Source organism: Streptomyces sp. NPDC002403, from assembly GCF_053593015.1.
The window spans coordinates 21,741-38,794 of the sequence record NZ_JBSFBQ010000032.1; the positions used below are offsets into that span (position 1 = coordinate 21,741).

The 17,054-nt window shown below is 69.8% G+C and carries 16 protein-coding genes; 8 read left to right on the forward strand and 8 right to left on the reverse strand.

Annotated elements, in window-relative coordinates; genetic code table 11:
- Positions 1–161 precede the first annotated feature (161 nt).
- The 4 genes from ACWCPY_RS28570 to cseC are packed head-to-tail and all read left to right on the forward strand — an operon-like array spanning position 162 to position 3,595.
- Complete coding sequence (locus tag ACWCPY_RS28570) at positions 162–776, forward strand: SigE family RNA polymerase sigma factor (protein WP_451269696.1); 615 nt, start codon at positions 162–164, stop codon at positions 774–776.
- Positions 764–1,501 (forward strand): hypothetical protein, encoded by a 738-nt coding sequence (locus ACWCPY_RS28575; protein WP_451269698.1) that lies wholly within the window; start codon positions 764–766, stop codon positions 1,499–1,501. Before ACWCPY_RS28570 ends, ACWCPY_RS28575 begins: the two co-directional genes overlap by 13 nt.
- Positions 1,502–1,511: 10 nt before the next feature.
- Complete coding sequence (gene cseB, locus ACWCPY_RS28580; RefSeq protein ID WP_451269700.1) at positions 1,512–2,216, forward strand: two-component system response regulator CseB; 705 nt, start codon at positions 1,512–1,514, stop codon at positions 2,214–2,216.
- Positions 2,213–3,595, forward strand: coding sequence for a two-component system sensor histidine kinase CseC (gene cseC, locus ACWCPY_RS28585; protein ID WP_451269702.1), 1,383 nt, complete (start codon positions 2,213–2,215; stop codon positions 3,593–3,595). Before cseB ends, cseC begins: the two co-directional genes overlap by 4 nt.
- 116 nt (positions 3,596–3,711) lie before the next feature.
- Here cseC and ACWCPY_RS28590 read toward each other — a convergent pair whose 3' ends face one another.
- Entirely contained in the window at positions 3,712–5,283 is a 1,572-nt protein-coding gene (locus tag ACWCPY_RS28590; RefSeq protein ID WP_451269704.1) for an MDR family MFS transporter, read from the reverse strand.
- 137 nt (positions 5,284–5,420) lie between these two features.
- On the opposite strand from ACWCPY_RS28590, the gene ACWCPY_RS28595 reads away from it, so the two are divergent.
- Complete coding sequence (locus ACWCPY_RS28595; RefSeq protein ID WP_451269706.1) at positions 5,421–6,005, forward strand: TetR/AcrR family transcriptional regulator; 585 nt, start codon at positions 5,421–5,423, stop codon at positions 6,003–6,005.
- 34 nt (positions 6,006–6,039) lie between these two features.
- Here ACWCPY_RS28595 and ACWCPY_RS28600 read toward each other — a convergent pair whose 3' ends face one another.
- The gene (locus ACWCPY_RS28600; RefSeq protein WP_451269708.1) at positions 6,040–6,750 is read right to left on the reverse strand and encodes a M23 family metallopeptidase; all 711 of its coding nucleotides are present in this window, start codon (positions 6,748–6,750) and stop codon (positions 6,040–6,042) included.
- 457 nt (positions 6,751–7,207) lie between these two features.
- Here ACWCPY_RS28600 and ACWCPY_RS28605 point away from each other — a divergent pair, with 457 nt between their 5' ends.
- Entirely contained in the window at positions 7,208–7,570 is a 363-nt protein-coding gene (locus tag ACWCPY_RS28605) for a trypco2 family protein (RefSeq protein ID WP_451269710.1), read from the forward strand.
- Positions 7,567–10,761, forward strand: coding sequence for an NACHT domain-containing protein (locus tag ACWCPY_RS28610; protein ID WP_451269712.1), 3,195 nt, complete (start codon positions 7,567–7,569; stop codon positions 10,759–10,761). Before ACWCPY_RS28605 ends, ACWCPY_RS28610 begins: the two co-directional genes overlap by 4 nt.
- Positions 10,762–10,857: 96 nt before the next feature.
- Here ACWCPY_RS28610 and ACWCPY_RS28615 read toward each other — a convergent pair whose 3' ends face one another.
- Entirely contained in the window at positions 10,858–13,386 is a 2,529-nt protein-coding gene (locus ACWCPY_RS28615; RefSeq protein ID WP_072487058.1) for an ATP-dependent Clp protease ATP-binding subunit, read from the reverse strand.
- Positions 13,387–13,814: 428 nt separating this feature from the next.
- Between ACWCPY_RS28615 and ACWCPY_RS28620 the strand changes: the two genes are divergently transcribed.
- The gene (locus ACWCPY_RS28620) at positions 13,815–14,420 is read left to right on the forward strand and encodes an SCO3374 family protein (protein WP_451269715.1); all 606 of its coding nucleotides are present in this window, start codon (positions 13,815–13,817) and stop codon (positions 14,418–14,420) included.
- On the opposite strand, the gene ACWCPY_RS28625 is transcribed toward ACWCPY_RS28620, so the two are convergent.
- The 5 genes from ACWCPY_RS28625 to ACWCPY_RS28645 form a co-directional block, all read right to left on the reverse strand.
- Positions 14,399–14,734 (reverse strand): histone-like nucleoid-structuring protein Lsr2, encoded by a 336-nt coding sequence (locus tag ACWCPY_RS28625; protein ID WP_072487060.1) that lies wholly within the window; start codon positions 14,732–14,734, stop codon positions 14,399–14,401. The two genes, ACWCPY_RS28620 and ACWCPY_RS28625, sit on opposite strands and share 22 nt — an antisense overlap.
- A 157-nt stretch (positions 14,735–14,891) precedes the next feature.
- Positions 14,892–15,449: an amino-acid N-acetyltransferase gene (locus tag ACWCPY_RS28630; protein ID WP_451269718.1), complete on the reverse strand. Its 558-nt coding sequence runs from the start codon at positions 15,447–15,449 to the stop codon at positions 14,892–14,894.
- Positions 15,450–15,458: 9 nt separating this feature from the next.
- Complete coding sequence (locus ACWCPY_RS28635) at positions 15,459–15,947, reverse strand: BlaI/MecI/CopY family transcriptional regulator (RefSeq protein ID WP_451269720.1); 489 nt, start codon at positions 15,945–15,947, stop codon at positions 15,459–15,461.
- 124 nt (positions 15,948–16,071) lie between these two features.
- Positions 16,072–16,251 carry a hypothetical protein gene (locus tag ACWCPY_RS28640; protein ID WP_093547418.1) on the reverse strand — a complete coding sequence of 60 codons (180 nt, stop codon included), beginning with the start codon at positions 16,249–16,251 and terminating at the stop codon, positions 16,072–16,074.
- Between the two features lie 136 nt (positions 16,252–16,387).
- Positions 16,388–16,972, reverse strand: a complete 585-nt coding sequence (locus ACWCPY_RS28645; RefSeq protein WP_451269811.1) for a hypothetical protein — start codon at positions 16,970–16,972, stop codon at positions 16,388–16,390.
- Between the last annotated feature and the right edge of the window lie 82 nt (positions 16,973–17,054).

The window sequence follows — 17,054 nt, forward strand, 5'->3', positions numbered from 1 at the left end:
CTCTCCCCCGCTGTTACACAACCGATGGACAGCCGTGCGTCGGCGTATGGCTGCTCCGCACAACCCCGTGACAACAGCTCCGTAGCGTCTTCTCCGTCAGCCCGACCGAACGATGGCTGACGGCGGAACCACGGGGATCCACGGGGACGGAGGCGGTTGGAATGGCGCACGGCGAGGTGCTCGAATTCGAGGACTACGTACGCACTCGGCACGACGCGCTGCTGCGCAGCGCGCGGCGGCTCGTCCCGGACCCCGTGGACGCGCAGGACCTGCTCCAGACCGCGCTGGCCCGTACGTACGGCCGCTGGGACGGCATCGCCGACAAGTCCCTGGCCGACGCCTATCTCCGCCGCGTCATGATCAACACCCGTACCGAGTGGTGGCGGGCCCGCAAGCTGGACGAGGTCCCCACCGAGCAGCTGCCCGACGCGAGCGTCGAGGACGGCACCGAGCAGCGCGCCGACCGCGCCCTGCTGATGGACGTGCTGGGCGTACTGGCTCCCAAGCAGCGCAGCGTCGTCGTGCTGCGACACTGGGAGCAGATGAGTACGGAGGAGACGGCTGCGGCGCTCGGCATGTCGGCCGGTACGGTGAAGAGCACGCTGCACCGTGCGCTGGCACGGCTGCGCCAGGAGCTGGAGAGCCGTGAGGCGGCGAGCAGCGAGGCCCGGCTCCGCGAGGAGCAGCACCCGGTGGCGGGCCGCGCTCCGGCAGCCGCTCGGGCGCGGGCGGGCAGGCATATGGACGAACGGGGGCGGGAGCGTTGCGCGGCCTGACAGCCAGCGACGGTGACGACGGGGACCGTGGCGGTGAGAGAGACGACGGTGGCCGTGCGGCCACCGTCGGACGTGGCCGGTTCCTGACCGGCTGGGCGGCGAGCGCCACGACCCTGGTCGGCCTCGCCGCCTTCGGGCTGCTCACCGCCGGCTGCTCGACCGGCGGTACCGGCACCCGGGACGAGGGCCCGGCCGGCACGCAGCCCGTGGCCCAGGTCACGCCCGGCACCGAGCCGTCCTCCTCCGCGAAGCCCGCCGCGCGGATAGATCCCGTGACGCTCCTCAAGCACGACCCCAAGGTCAGCGAGCGGGTCAGAACGGATCTGAAGCCCTGCACCGGCTCCGCGTACCCGGTGGACACCTCCTACGGCACCATGACCGGCGGTCCCTCGCCCGATGTCGTGGTGAACGTGATGACCTGCGGCGACTCGGTGGGCGTCGGCACGTATGTGTACCGCCCGCGGACCAACGGCCGTTACGAGAACGTGTTCGCCATCGAGCAGCCCGCGGTCTACGGCACCATCGACCGCGGTGATCTGGTGGTGACGACCCAGGTGTACGAGAAGAAGGACTCGGTCTCGTACCCCTCCGGCGAGGAAGTGATCACCTACCGCTGGGCGGGCAGCCGGTTCAACGAGCACGACCGGGTGCACAACGACTTCAACCGAGCCGTCGGCAGCGGCGGAGCGGACCTTCCGGGGGCCGCCGACCCGGCGGGGAACTGAGAGCAGTCTGATGGCCGAGACCCACGTCCTGTTCGTCGAGGACGACGACGTCATCCGCGAGGCCACCCAGCTGGCGCTGGAGCGCGCCGGCTTCGCGGTCACCGCCATGCCCGACGGCATGTCGGGCCTCGACGCCTTCCGGGCCGACCGCCCCGACATCGCCCTGCTCGACGTGATGGTGCCGGGGCTCGACGGGGTCAGCCTCTGCCGTCGTATCCGTGACGAGTCGACGGTGCCCGTGATCATGCTGTCGGCCCGCGCGGACTCGATCGACGTGGTGCTCGGCCTGGAGGCCGGCGCGGACGACTACGTCACCAAGCCCTTCGACGGGGCGGTCCTGGTCGCCCGGATCCGTGCCGTGCTGCGCCGTTTCGGCCATGCCTCGGGTGGGCAGCCGGGCAACGGGGAGCCGGAGCCGCAGCCCGTCGGCGGGGTGCTGGTCTTCGGTGATCTGGAGGTCGACACCGAGGGCATGGCGGTCCACCGCGGCGGCGAGCAGGTGGCGCTGACCCCGACCGAGATGCGGCTGCTGCTGGAGTTCTCCGCGGCGCCCGGCACGGTGCTCTCCCGCGACAAGCTCCTGGAACGGGTCTGGGACTACGGATGGGGCGGTGACACCCGGGTCGTGGATGTCCATGTGCAGCGGCTGCGCACCAAGATCGGCCAGGACCGGATCGAGACGGTCCGCGGCTTCGGCTACAAACTCAGGCCATGAAGCGGCCGGCCCTGCGGACCGGAGTCCGCTGGAAGATCAGCATCGCGATCGCGGCGGTCGGCGCGCTGACCGCGGTCGCGCTCAGCTTCGTCGTCCACAACGCGGCCCGGGTCTCGATGCTGGAGAACGCCCGCGAGGTCCAGTTGGAGCGGCTGACGTACGCGCAGCTGCTGTACGAGGCGACGAAGACGAAGAAGGCCGACCCCCGGTTCGGTGCCAAGCTCAACGACCCGACCATGCCGCGCAGCCTGCGCGCGGAGACCGCCAGGAACCGGCGCGCCACCCATGTCGAGGTGACCAGCAAGGGGGTGCCCGATGTGTGGGCGGCCGTGCCGGTCGGCCACGGCGACGTGCTCTCGCTGCACACCCGGTTCGCGGGCCGCAACTCCACGATCATGCGCGATCTCGACCGGGCGCTGATCATCGGCTCGGTCTCGGTGGTCTTCGGCGGCTGTGCGCTGGGGGTGCTGATCGGCGGGCAGCTGTCGCGCCGGCTGCGCAAGGCGGCGGCCGCGGCGGGCCGGGTCGCGCAGGGCAATACGGAGGTACGGGTCAGGGAGGCCGTCGGCGGTGTCGTCCAGGACGAGACCGATGAGCTGGCCGGTGCGGTGGACGCGCTGACGGACGCGTTGAACGCGCGGATCGAGGCGGAGCGCCGGGTCACCGCGGACATCGCGCACGAGCTGCGTACACCGGTGACCGGTCTGCTGACGGCGGCCGAGCTGCTGCCGCCCGGCCGCCCCACCGAGCTGGTACGGGACCGGGCGCAGGCGATGCGCACGCTCGTCGAGGACGTGCTGGAGGTGGCCCGGCTGGACAGCGCGTCGGAGCGGGCCGAGCTCCAGGAGGTCGCGCTGGGCGAGTTCGTCAGCCGGCGGATCGCGCTGCTGGACCCGGATGTACGGGTGCGGGTGGTGCACGAGTCCTGGGTCAACACCGATCCGCGGCGCCTGGAGCGCATCCTCGGCAATCTGCTGGGCAACGCCGCCAAGCACGGGGCGACCCCGGTGGAGGTCACGGTCGAGGGCCGGGTGGTCCGGATCCGCGATCACGGCTCCGGGTTCCCGGCGGCGCTGCTGCGCGAGGGGCCGAGCCGGTTCCGTACCGGAAGCAGTGACCGGTCCGGACACGGGCACGGTCTCGGGCTGACGATCGCGGCCGGTCAGGCGCGGGTCCTCGGGGCCCGGCTGACCTTCCGCAACGCGGCGCCGGAAGGGGCCGCGGAGGGCGCGGGCGGGGCGATCGCGGTGCTGTGGCTGCCCGAGCACGCGCCGACGAACACCGGCAGCTTCCCGATGCTCCAGGTGTCCGAGCAGCGTGGCCCGGACGGCGACGAGCCACAGGGAGCGAAGGCCGGCCGCGGGCGGACCGAAGCCTGAGCCGGACGCGGCAGGAGACCACGGGGCCGGATACGGCAGGAGGCTCCGAGAGGGGTCCGATACGACGGGAGGCTCCCGGGGCATGCCCCGGGAGCCTCCTTCGTACCCGCTCCGGATCAGACGGCCTCGGCCTGCTTGGTGACCGGGCCCGCTCCGCGCAGCGGTACCTCCTTGACGAAGACCGAGGCGGCCAGGGCGATCAGACCGACCGAGGCGCCGACGAGGAACGCGATGTGCGTGCCGGACGACACCGCGAACTGGTAGGCCTCGCGGGCCGCCTCCGGCAGCTTCGCCAGGCTCGCCGCGTCCAGCTGGGCGGACTTCGCGGTGGCCGCCCCGCCGCCGCGGGCGACCATCTCGTCCTGCACCCGTCCGGTGAACAGCGCGCCCATGATCGCGACGCCGAAGGAGCTGCCGAGCGTACGGAAGAGGGTCGTCGCGGAGGAGGCGACGCCCATGTCCTTCATCTCCACGCTGTTCTGGGCGACGAGCATCGTGATCTGCATCAGGAAGCCCATGCCCGCGCCGAGCACCGCCATGTAGACGCCGGAGGTGAACCGCGTGGTGTCGACGTCCATCCGCGAGAGCAGGAAGAGGCCGGCCACCATCAGCACGGAGCCCACCACGGGGAAGATCTTGTACTTGCCGGTGCTGGTGGTGACCCGTCCGGCGACCAGCGAGACCACCATCATCGACAGCAGCATCGGCAGGAGCAGCAGACCCGAGTTGGTCGCCGAGGCCCCCTGGACCGACTGCTGGTACAGCGGCAGGAACAGCACCGCGCCGAACATCACGAAGCCCGACATGAAGCCGACGACGGACATCAGGGTGAAGTTGCGGTTGCGGAAGATGTGCAGCGGGATGATCGGTTCCGGCGCCTTCGTCTCGACGAAGACGAAGCCGGCGAGCGAGGCCACGCCGATCGCGATGAGCTCCATGATCACGGCGGAGTTCCAGTCGTACTCCGTACCGCCCCAGGTGGTCACCAGCACGATCGCGGTGATGCCGAGGGTCAGCAGCCCCGCGCCGAGGTAGTCGACCTTGGCCTGGGTCCCCTTCCGCTTGGGCAGGTGCAGCACGATGGTGACCATGGCGAGGGCGACCGCGCCCAGCGGCAGGTTGATGTAGAAGCTCCAGCGCCAGCCGAGGTGGTCGGTGATGGTGCCACCGACCAGCGGTCCGCCGATCATGGCGATGGCCATGACACCGGCCATCATGCCCTGGTACTTGCCGCGCTCGCGGGGCGGGACGAGGTCGCCGATGATCGCCATGACGCCGACCATCAGGCCGCCCGCGCCGAGTCCCTGGACCGCCCGGAAGCCGATCAGCTGGCCCATGTCCTGGGCCATTCCGCTCAGCACCGAGCCGATCAGGAAGATCACGATGGACGTGAGGAAGATGCCCTTGCGCCCGTACATGTCGCCGAGCTTGCCCCAGATGGGGGTGGAGGCGGCGGTGGCCAGGGTGTACGCGGTGACGACCCAGGACAGGTGCTCCAGACCGCCGAGGTCACCGACGATGGTCGGCATGGCCGTGCCGACGATCAGGTTGTCCAGCATGGCGAGCAGCATGGTGATCATCAGGGCCAGCATCACCACCCTGACGCTGCGCTGCGGCGCCCCGGGTATCCCGGCCGGCCGGTCGGCGACGGCCGCCGCCCCGCCGCCCGCCTTCTTCAGATCGGACATTTGTCCCCACTCCCCTGATCCCCTGTCGGTGCCCTGTGCAACCAGGCCCTTACTTGCCGCCCGGCTAGTAACTACACTGGGGAAAGTAGACCCCCAACTAGCCGGGCGTCAAGTAAGTTTCCAGCAAAGGAGAGCTCATGAGGAGCACGCCGCAGCAGCGCCGTGGCAACACGCGCCAGCGCATCCAGGACGTCGCTCTGGAGCTCTTCGCCGAGCAGGGCTACGAGAAGACCTCGCTCCGCGAGATCTCCGAGCGACTGGATGTCACCAAGGCCGCGCTGTACTACCACTTCAAGACCAAGGAAGACATCCTGGTCAGCATCTTCGACGACCTCAACCGTCCGGTCGAGGAGCTGCTGGCCTGGGGCAAGGAGCAGCCGCGCACCCTGGAGACGAAGAAGGAGATCCTCAGCCGCTACAGCGAGGCCCTGACCGCCGCCGCCCCACTGTTCCGCTTCATGCAGGAGAACCAGGCGGCCGTACGGGATCTGAGCATCGGGGTGACCATCAAGGAGCGCGTCGTCGCCCTGGTCGACCTGCTCCAGGAACCCGGCGCCTCGCTGGCCGACCATGTGCGCTGCTCCACCGCGCTCTTCGCGACGCACGCGGGCATGTTCGCCCTCAAGGACCACGAAGGCGACCCCGAGGAGAAGCGCAAGGCCGTCCTCGAAGTCGCCTTCGAACTGGTCACCCGGGCCCACGGCCGGGAGTCCGCGGAGTAGCGGAGCCGTCCCGGCCGTGACCGTCCCGGTCGGATCAGACGCGCACGCCCTTCTTGTGCAGGAAGCCGACCGGGTTGACCGCGGAGCCGTAGTCGGCGGTGTGCCGGATCTCGAAGTGCAGGTGCGGGCCGCTGGAGTTGCCGGTGTTGCCGGAGAGCGCGATCCTCTCGCCCGTCTTCACGGTCTCACCGATCCGCACATCGATCTTCGACAGGTGGGCGTACTGCGAGTACGTGCCGTTGGCGTGCTTGATCACGACGGCGTTGCCGTACGCGGGACCGTCGCCGCCGCCGTTGGGACCGGCCTTCACGACGACGCCGGTGTGCGCGGCCTCGACCTTGGTGCCGACCGGCACGGCGAAGTCCTGGCCGGAGTGCTTGTGCGCCCAGCGGCTGCCGTCGTTGCCGAAGCTCGCGCTCAGCTCGTAGCGGCTCACCGGGGCCTCCCAGCCCTGGGCCTTCTTCAGCGCGGCCTTCTTCGCCGCGGCCGCCTTCTTGGCCACCGCCGCCTTCTTGGCGGCGGCCTTCTCGGCGGCCTTGCCCTGCGCGGCCGCCTGCTGGGCGACCGATTCGGCCGCACCGCTGTTGACCAGGTTCGCGGAATCCGGGGCACCCGCCGAGCCGGCCGCGAACGCAGCGCCCACACCGAGAACCATCGACGTCCCCAGGCCGGCTGCCAGGACGGCTCCACGGACACGGGACAGGGACGGGCGGCGGGAGTGCTGGAACGAAACGCGCTTCGACATAAGCGGAGAACCTCCGGAGATGACTGGACCCGGCGCTCCGGCCGGGCTGGCCATTCCTTGGTAACCCGCACTCCGACCATTGCTCAAACACCCCACCTACGAACAAAAGCCGTATCCGGGGCTCCGGGAATTCACCGCCGCGGGTCGGGGACGAGCCACGCCCGAGTCCGCCGAAACTCTGATTCAGGACAGGTTCAACCCCAGTTCCGAACCGGCCGAAACGGACAGATCCTGGCGATTCGGGCTCCGTCCCCTCCGCCCCCGAAAGCCCCCTCCACCGCAGGGCCGAAGGCCCCCGCAGCGATCACCATCCCCTCTCCTACCACCCCTAGTAGGCCCGGAACGGGCTGTGCGCCTTGTCACCGCCGGTGGGCCCGAAGGCTGTCCGTTTCGGGACCTTCGGCCTGAGCGCTGACTAGGCTGACACGACGACCAGACCGACTCCAGGGGGCATGTCATGGCCGGCGACACCACAGACACCGGCGGCCTGGACGGCATCGAGCTCGCCGATGCCGTCGAGTCGATCCGTAACCAGCTCGTCGAAGCCGCGGGCCGCGCCACCGGTCGCCCCGTGGCCTTCGAGGTCGGCGACATCCAGATGGAGTTCACCCTCGAACTCCGCAAGGAGATCAAGGGCGGCGGCAAGGTCAAGGCCTGGGTGGTCGAGGCGGGCGCCGACGCCTCCCGCTCGACCGGCCGCACCCACAAGGTCGCCTTCACCCTGAAACCGCGCGACGCCACGACCGGCGGGCCCTGGCAGATCGGCCACGGGGACCAGGGCAGCACCGCGCACTTCGGCGGCGGGGCGGCACAGCCGTGAGCACGGCGCCGCGCACGGTCGTCGTCCTCGGCGGCGGATCCACCCAGGGCAGCGGCACCCTGCTCACCGACCGGCTCGTACTGACCTGCGCCCATGTGGTCAGGGGCGGCAGCCGGGCCGGCGTCGCCCATCCCGAGCGGGCGGACCACGCGACGGCGACGGTCGCCTGGATCGACCACGACCTCGACGCCGCCCTCCTGCTGACCGCCGACCCGGTGCTCCCGGTCCCTCCGGTGCGGCTCGGCATCCTCCATGCCGAGCACGCGGTCCCCGGATGCGAGATCACCGGCTTCCCCGACATCCAGCGATACGGCCCCGAGCGGCATCTGGAGGCCGACCAGTACACGGCCACCGCCCTGCCGATGGCCGGACACCTGCGCGGACTGCTGGTCTGCGAACTGGACGGCCCGCCGCCCGCGGGAAGCGACTCGGAGCCCCCGTCACTGCGCGGCATGTCCGGCGGCCCGGTCTTCGCCGGGAACGTCCTCATCGGCATCGCCCGGCAGATCCCCCGGCAGCGCGGCGGCCGGCGCGTGGAGTGCGTACCGATCGCCCCGCTCGTCGCCTCCCGTCCGTTCGAGCTCGTCTACCGGCAGACCGGCACGCCACTGCGCCACGAGCGGGTCCACGGCCGCTTCCCCAAGGACGCGCGGTACGAGGAGGAGTACGCGGCGGCGCTCGGAGCCGCGTACCGCCGTACGAAGATCTTCGGCCTCGACGAGCTGGGCCGGCGCGACTCCGAATGGGATCTGGACACCGCCTACCTGAGCCTGGAGGCCCAGCAGAACGCCGGCACAGCGGCTCCACCACCGCAGCGGATCGACACCCTGCTCCCCGACCGCCCCCGGGTACTGCTGCGCGGAGACGCGGGCGCCGGCAAGACCACGCTGCTGTGGTGGCTCGCCGCACACGCCTCGGCCGGCACGCTGGGACCGCAGCTGGCCCCGCTCAACGGCCTGGTCCCGTTCGTCGTGCCGCTGCGCACCCTGCGCGCCGAGGGCGGCACGTTCCCCGCCCCCGCACAGTTGCCCGACGCGGCGCGGCTGGTGATCGACGCGGCCCCCGAGGGCTGGGTCGGCCGGGTGCTGGAGTCCGGCCGGGCGCTGCTGCTGGTCGACGGGCTGGACGAGGTCCCCCGGGACGATCGCGAGCAGGCCCACGAATGGCTGTCCCGCCTCCTGGCCCGCTACCCGGACATCCGCTGCGTGGCCACGGTGCGCCCGCTGGCCGTCGAGCCGGGCTGGCTGACGTCCCAGGACTTCGAGGAGCTGCGGCTGCTGCCGATGCGGGACGAGGACATCGAGGCCTTCGTCGCCGCCTGGCACCGGGCCGCCCGGCTGGACGACGACGACCACGAGACGCTCGGCGCGCTGGAACGGGACCTGGTCCAGCAGTTCGCCCAGAACCCGGCCCTGCGTGATCTGGCCCGCACACCGCTGCTCTGCGCGGTGATCTGCGCCCTGCACCGCCGCCGCCAGGGCATCCTGCCGGAGACCCGCTGGAGCCTGTACGACTCGGCCCTCACGATGCTCCTCGGCGACCGCGACAGGCAGCGCCGGATCGAGGCCCCCGAGGGCATCACGATGAGCGTGGCGGAGCAGGCTCAGTTCCTCCAGCGGATCGCGATCTGGCTGGTCCGCGGCGGCCAGTCGGAACTGCACCGCTCAGCGGCCCTGCGCCAGCTGGAGCGCGCCCTGCCCGGCATGGAGCGGCTGCGCGGCCAGGGCTCGGCCGAGGAGATCCTGACCCATCTGCTGAACCGCAGCGGAGTCCTCCAGGAGCGCGCCGACGACGTCTACCAGTTCGCCCACCGCACCTTCCAGGACTTCCTCGCCGCGAAGGAGTTCGTCGAGGGCGACCAGCTGAACGAACTGCTGGGCCGAGCGGGCTCCCAGCAGTGGTACGACGTCATCCTGCTGTCGGCCGGCCACTGCGACCGCCGGGACCACCCCGTACTGGTCAACGGCCTGCTCGACTTCACCCCCGGCCCGGCCGACACCGTCACCCGGGACGAGATCGTGGTCCTGGCCGCCCTCTGCGCCCAGCACGCGACCTGGCTGGACGGGACGACACGGGACCGGGTCCGCACGGCCGTCGCCGAGCTCTTCCCGCCGGGGGGCTACGAGGACGTACTGCTGCTGGCCCGCCTCGGCCCGGCCGCTCTGGACCATCTGCCCGACCCGGCCCACATGGCCGACGGGGACGGATCCCGCCTGTTCGTCGACCTGATCAACGAGATCGGCCGGTCCGAAGGCCTGCCGCACGCCCGCCGCTGGGCACTCGCCCACCCGGAACACAGCTACGCGTTCACGAGGCACTGGGACAGGTACCCGGTGCGGGCATACGCCCGGCAGGTCCTTGCCCTCTTCGACCTGACATACGACGATCTACGGATCAACACCCCGGAGAAGCTGGCGGCACTGCGCGACCTGCCGTCCGCCAAGGGCCTGGAGATCTCCGGGGACCTCACCGCCGCCGAACTCCGCTCCGCTCTGCGCGACGGCCCATGGACCGGACTGTCCTTCCGCCAGAACTCCTGTCTGACCGACCTCTCGTTCCTGACGGACTGCGCCACCCAGCTCAAATCCTTGTCGCTGAGCGACTGTCCTGGCGTACGGGACCTCGGCCCGCTCACCGGACTCCCCGCGCTGAAGCATCTCGTGCTGGACATGAGCTGTCTCCCCGGCACCGCACTGGCCGCCACGGCTTCGAGGGAACTGCGCTCCCTGTGGCTCGACCGCCTGACCGTCGAACGGCTTTCGCAGCTGCCCGCCCACCCCGAGCCGAACTCGCTGCACATCGAGCGGGCGGCTTCGCTGGAGATCGACTCGCTCGACGGCTGGACGAACCTGCGCCGGCTGGAACTGGGCACGCGCACCCCGGCCCGGCCGCTGCTCGCCGCTCTCCGGCAGGCTCCGGGGGTGGCCCACCTCACCCTGAACCTGTCGTCCGCGACGGAGTTCGCCGACGAACAGCCCGTGCTCTCCCTCGCCGGTCTGAACCTCTACCTCGAAACCGACGTGCTCGGGTTGGAATGGATCCACCGGATCTTCCCCGCTCTGAGGTCGTTGACGCTCCTTCCGCCCAGACATGTCGACCGCATCGATGTTTCGCCGCTCCGTACGCGATCCGGTTGTGAGGTGAGGGTGGCCGGCTCCACGACGATCGTGGATGGCGCCCCCTCCCCCTGACTCCCTCCACACACCGGAAAAAGGGGCTGCCCCGGACCGTTTCGCACGGTTCCGGGGCAGCCCCTTCTACTTCTGCTCAGGCGCTCGGGGGCGTCCTCACACGTCCTTGGACATGTTCGGGCCCGCGCCGCCTGCCGCCTGCTCGATCGGAGGGACGTCGGGCAGCGCCGACTTCTCCTCGCCGCGGAAGGTGAAGGTCTTCTCCTCACCCTCGCCCTCGGTGCCGACGACCACGATGTGACCGGGGCGCAGCTCACCGAAGAGGATCTTCTCGGAGAGGATGTCCTCGATCTCGCGCTGGATCGTCCGGCGCAGCGGCCGGGCGCCCATCACGGGGTCGTAGCCCTTCTTGGCGAGCAGCGTCTTGGCGTCCGCGCTGAGCTCGATGCCCATGTCGCGGTCCTTCAGCCGCTCGTCCACCTTGGCGATCATCAGGTCGACGATCTGGATGATGTCTTCCTGGCTGAGCTGGTGGAAGACGACCGTGTCGTCGACACGGTTGAGGAACTCGGGCCGGAAGTGCTGCTTGAGCTCCTCGTTGACCTTGTTCTTCATCCGCTCGTAGCCGGTCTTGACGTCGCCCTGGGCGGCGAAGCCCAGGTTGAAGCCCTTGGAGATGTCCCGGGTCCCGAGGTTGGTCGTCATGATGATGACCGTGTTCTTGAAGTCCACGACCCGACCCTGGGAGTCGGTCAGGCGACCGTCCTCCAGAATCTGGAGCAGGGAATTGAAGATATCGGGGTGGGCCTTCTCGACCTCGTCGAAGAGGACGACGGAGAACGGCTTGCGGCGCACCTTCTCGGTGAGCTGGCCGCCCTCTTCGTAACCCACGTAGCCGGGGGGAGAACCGAAGAGGCGGGAAACCGTGTGCTTCTCGCTGAACTCCGACATGTCGAGGGAAATCAGCGCGTCCTCGTCGCCGAAGAGGAATTCGGCGAGCGTCTTGGAGAGCTCCGTCTTACCGACACCGGACGGGCCGGCGAAGATGAACGAGCCACCGGGGCGCTTCGGGTCCTTCAGACCGGCTCGCGTACGGCGGATCGCCTGCGAGAGGGCCTTGATGGCGTCCTTCTGCCCGATGACGCGCTTGTGGAGCTCGTCCTCCATGCGCAGCAGACGGGAGGACTCCTCCTCCGTCAGCTTGAAGACCGGGATGCCGGTGGCGGTGGCCAGGACCTCGGCGATCAGCTCGCCGTCGACCTCGGCCACGACGTCCATGTCGCCGGCCTTCCACTCCTTCTCGCGCTTGGTCTTCGCGGCGAGGAGCTGCTTCTCCTTGTCGCGGAGGGAAGCCGCCTTCTCGAAGTCCTGGGAGTCGATGGCCGACTCCTTGTCGCGGCGGACGCCCGCGATCTTCTCGTCGAACTCGCGGAGGTCCGGCGGCGCGGTCATCCGGCGGATGCGCATCCGGGATCCGGCCTCGTCGATCAGGTCGATCGCCTTGTCCGGCAGGAAGCGGTCCGAGATGTACCGGTCGGCCAGCGTCGCGGCCTGGACCAGCGCCTCGTCCGTGATGGAGACGCGGTGGTGGGCCTCGTAGCGGTCGCGCAGACCCTTGAGGATCTCGATGGTGTGCGGCAGCGAGGGCTCCGCGACCTGGATGGGCTGGAAGCGGCGCTCCAGCGCGGCGTCCTTCTCCAGGTGCTTGCGGTACTCGTCGAGCGTGGTGGCACCGATGGTCTGCAGCTCGCCGCGGGCCAGCATCGGCTTGAGGATGCTGGCGGCGTCGATCGCGCCCTCGGCGGCACCCGCACCCACGAGGGTGTGGAGCTCGTCGATGAACAGGATGATGTCGCCGCGGGTGCGGATCTCCTTGAGGACCTTCTTCAGGCGCTCCTCGAAGTCACCGCGGTAGCGGGAGCCGGCGACCAGCGCGCCGAGGTCCAGGGTGTAGAGGTGCTTGTCCTTGAGGGTCTCGGGCACCTCGCCCTTGACGATGGCCTGCGCCAGGCCCTCGACGACCGCCGTCTTGCCGACGCCGGGCTCGCCGATGAGCACCGGGTTGTTCTTGGTGCGGCGGGACAGCACCTGCATGACCCGCTCGATCTCCTTCTCGCGCCCGATGACCGGGTCGAGCTTGGATTCGCGAGCGGCCTGGGTGAGATTCCGGCCGAACTGGTCGAGCACCAGGGACGTGGAGGGCGTGCCTTCCGCGGGGCCGCCCGCGGTCGCCGCCTCCTTGCTGCCCGAGTACCCGGAGAGCAGCTGGATGACCTGCTGCCGCACCCGGTTCAGGTCGGCGCCGAGCTTCACGAGGACCTGGGCGGCGACGCCCTCGCCCTCGCGGATCAGGCCGAGCAGGATGTGCTCGGTGCCGATGTAGTTGTGGCCGAGCTGGAGGGCCTCACGGAGCGAGAGCTCCAGGACCTTCTTGGCCCGGGGCGTGAAGGGGATGTGCCCGGACGGGGCCTGCTGGCCCTGGCCGATGATCTCCTCCACCTGCTGGCGGACCGCCTCGAGCGAAATCCCGAGGCTCTCCAGGGCCTTAGCGGCGACACCCTCACCCTCGTGGATAAGGCCCAGGAGGATGTGCTCGGTGCCGATGTAGTTGTGGTTGAGCATCCGGGCTTCTTCCTGAGCCAGGACGACAACCCGCCGCGCGCGGTCGGTGAACCTCTCGAACATCGTTAATCGCTCCTCAGAGCGGTCAGGCAGTAAGGGGTCGGTCCCCTCCCTGTCCTTCCGCAGCTTAGTCCCGCAAGCGGGGACCGCTCATTCCAACTGCCGACACCGTCCTTGGCCTCCTGCCCCGAACGCCGACAACTTCTCCAACCCGATGGTGCGAGACGATGTTCCCGCAGGCCAGGCAGATACCCCTTTCGCCAGTACGCCGATGGCGAACGTGAGATGCCCGAACCTGCGTGTCGCCCCTCCCCACTAGGGATGTCTTACCCGCAATTACAGACAGTCCATGCGGCGCGCGCCGGTTCCCTCCGCTACGGGCGAACACATTCGCGCTCCCGAATGCGTCCCTACGCCCCCATCCCGGACACATGACGCATCCGATCGCGGACTCTGCGTAACCCCTGGGGTCTCCGGGCCGTTCTTCCGGCATGGCCATCACCGTCCCGCCTCCCGTGCCGTCGGTCACCGGTGCGTACAAGAGCGGCGACTGTGCCAGGTGGGCACAGTGGTACGAACGCGAGCTCGGCTGGGCGACGGCGGGCACCGCGCCGGTGCGCCTGCTGACCGGAGTGCGGTTCGACGTGCTCCAGGTCCCCGCGGCCGCCGGTCACGCGGCGCTGCGGCGGCTGGACCGCACCGGACCCGTGGCGCTCTCGGGTGCGCGGATGAGCCTGCTGGTCGCGGCGGGGAGCGCCGAAGAGCTGCCTGGGCTGCTCGACTGGCTGGAGTGGGGAGGCGTCGCCCTCTCCCTGACCGCCATCGGCGCGGGCGGCCGGATCACCGCGCCGGTGCCACCCGGACGGATGGCGGGCCGACCGGGGGCCGCCGCATGGCTGCGGCCCCCCGGGCCACGACACGAGGAAGGGTCGGAACTCCCGGCCCTCGCCGGCCTCGGGAGCAGGGGTGGGGATGCTCCCGATCTCGTACGGCTGGTGGACGCGGTGGCGACGGAATGCCACCGGGCCCGGTTGATGCGTGCCCGAACGGGGCTGTCGGCGGACGGTCCGACAGCTCAGCCGTTGGCCTTCTCGTAAGCTTCGCGGATCTCCGCGGGAACACGGCCGCGGTCATTCACATTGTGGCCGTTCTCGCGGGCCCACTTACGGATCTCGGCAGTGTCCTTGTTGCCACCCGTAACGGCGCGGCCCTTGCCGCGGCCGGACGCCGCACGGCCACCCGTACGCCGGCCACCCTTGGTGTACGGCTCAAGAAGACCACGGAGCTTGTCCGCGTTGCTCGTCGTGAGGTCAATCTCGTACGTCTTGCCATCGAGAGCGAACGTGACCGTCTCGTCCGCCTCGCCGCCGTCGAGGTCATCGACAAGAAGGACCTGAACCTTCTGTGCCACTGGATTCCCTTTCATCGAAAATGCAGTACGCGGAAAGGAAACCGCTTTTCCCCGGAAAACACAAACCCCCGGGAGAGGTTCAGGATCACGGGAAGACGGGAAACATGCGCGATTCGGACATAGGGTTCCGACATCTTGTGGCGGCCGCAGATGGCGGTCACAGATGCAGAAGCATCCGGCTGTTGCCCAAGGTGTTCGGCTTCACTCGTTCGAGACCCAGGAACTCCGCTACACCCTCGTCATAGGAACGCAGCAGCTCACTGTAGACATCTCCGTCGACCGGCGTCTCTCCGATCTCCACGAAGCCGTGCTTCGCGAAGAAGTCCACTTCGAAGGTGAGACAGAAAACCCGCCGCACACCCAGCCAGCGTGCAGTCTGCAGCAACTTGTCCAGCACTTGATGGCCGACTCCGGCACCCCTGATGCTGTGGTCGACGGCGAGAGTACGCACTTCGGCGAGGTCTTCCCACATCACGTGCAGCGCGCCGCAGCCGATGACCCGGGCGTCCTCGTCGCGTTCCGCGATCCAGAACTCCTGGATGTCCTCGTAAAGCGTCACGGTCGCTTTGTCGAGCAGGATGCCTTCACGTACGTACCCGTCGAGGAGACGGCGGACCGACGCCACATCGCTGGTCCTGGCACGTCGGACTGTGATGGCCGTGTTTATGGCCGGGGGTTCGGTACGGGAATCGGCGTACGGAAGCTCTGAGGACATACCCCGACGCTATCGCCCGGCCTCCGGGGCCGCCCCATCGGCCGGATCTCCGGCCGGTTCACCGGTGACCGCATCGGCCGGTTCGCCGACGGGTTCGCCGACGGGTTCGCCGGGCGGGGGCCCGGGGGTTCCGGACAGGTCGGGCTGGACGATCCGCATGGCGTCCCGGAGGGCCTCGCGCTGCTCGGCGGACATCATGCCGAAGAAGGCGACAAGTGCGGCCGCGGGGTTGTCACTGCGCGACCATGCTTCGTTCATCAGTGCGGCCGAGTAGGCGGCGCGGGTGGAGACCGCCGTATATCTATATGCGCGGCCGTCGACTTCCCTGCGTACCCAGCCCTTCTGATGGAGATTGTCCATTACCGTCATGACGGTCGTGTAGGCGATGGAGCGTTCCTGCTGAAGGTCCTCAAGGACTTCCCGCACGGTGACCGGACGGTTCCATTGCCAGATCCGTGTCATCACGGCGTCTTCCAGATCTCCCAATTGACGGGGCACAATGTCACTTTAGTGCCAGATGTCTGGAATGACTGGTTATTCGTGCGGCAAAGCGGCAAAGCGGCAAAAGGGCGCACGGCTCGGGATGAGCCGTGCGCCCTTCGCGTGCTGCGGGACGGCGGGGTCAGGCGCCGTCGGTCCGCGGGGCCTGCTGGACCGACTCGGCGCGGCCGATCGCCAGGTCCACGGCCGCGTCCTCCTTGGCCTTGTTGGGACCGCCCTGGCTCTTGACGATCGTCACGACGAGGCCGATGAAGAAGGCAGCCATCACCACGGGGGGCACGAGCGCGGATACGTAGTCCATGCCGTCCAGAGTAGCGAGGCCGGTACGGACTTCCACGCCGCCCCTCCACCGGGACCTTTCCGGCGGATCGGGGCCGGACGGGCCCCAGGTCTTTCGTCCGGATCCCGCGAGCCCGGCGTGGTCCTGACGAGAGGCCCTAACCCGCGGCGCGCTGCTGCTGCGGCGGCGGGACCGGGCGGCGGCGCGGCGGGAAGACCTCCGAGGGCTTCGGCGCCGGACGACCGGGCACCCGGCCGGGCCGGGCGGGCTCCGCCGGGACCTTGGGCCGTTCGGGTTCGGCTTCGGCGGCCCGGCCGCCGGGCAGGGCGAGGAGCCGGCTGCGCGGCGCGGGGGCCTTCGCCGATACGGCCCGTCCGGCGAGGCGGGCCTGCACCGACCGTTCCGCGAGCACCTGACAGCGCTCCAGGAGCGCCGCGGCCGGCGGCCTGTGGCGCAGGGCGCGCAGCGCGGCGAGGTCGTCGGGGCCGGGGTCGTATCCGCCCGCCAGGGCGTCCTGGAGCAGCTCCAGATAGCCGCTGACGGAGCCGGGGAGGGCGTTGCGGTAGCGGACGAGATCGGCGAGGAGGAACGTGCGCAGCCGTCCCGCCTCGCCGACCGCCTCGTCCACGGCGTCGGCCAGCCGCAGACAGTCCTGGACGTCCTCGTCCGGCAGGGGCATGGGGTGAAGGGCGATGGCGAGAGCACGTCGGAGCACCCGCAGCTCGTCCGCGCTGAACGCCATGCCGCCGCGTGATCCGTAAGGCGTGGGCATGACGCGACAATACGTGCTAAATGGACAAAATCGGCTTAACTGGCCGTCGGCG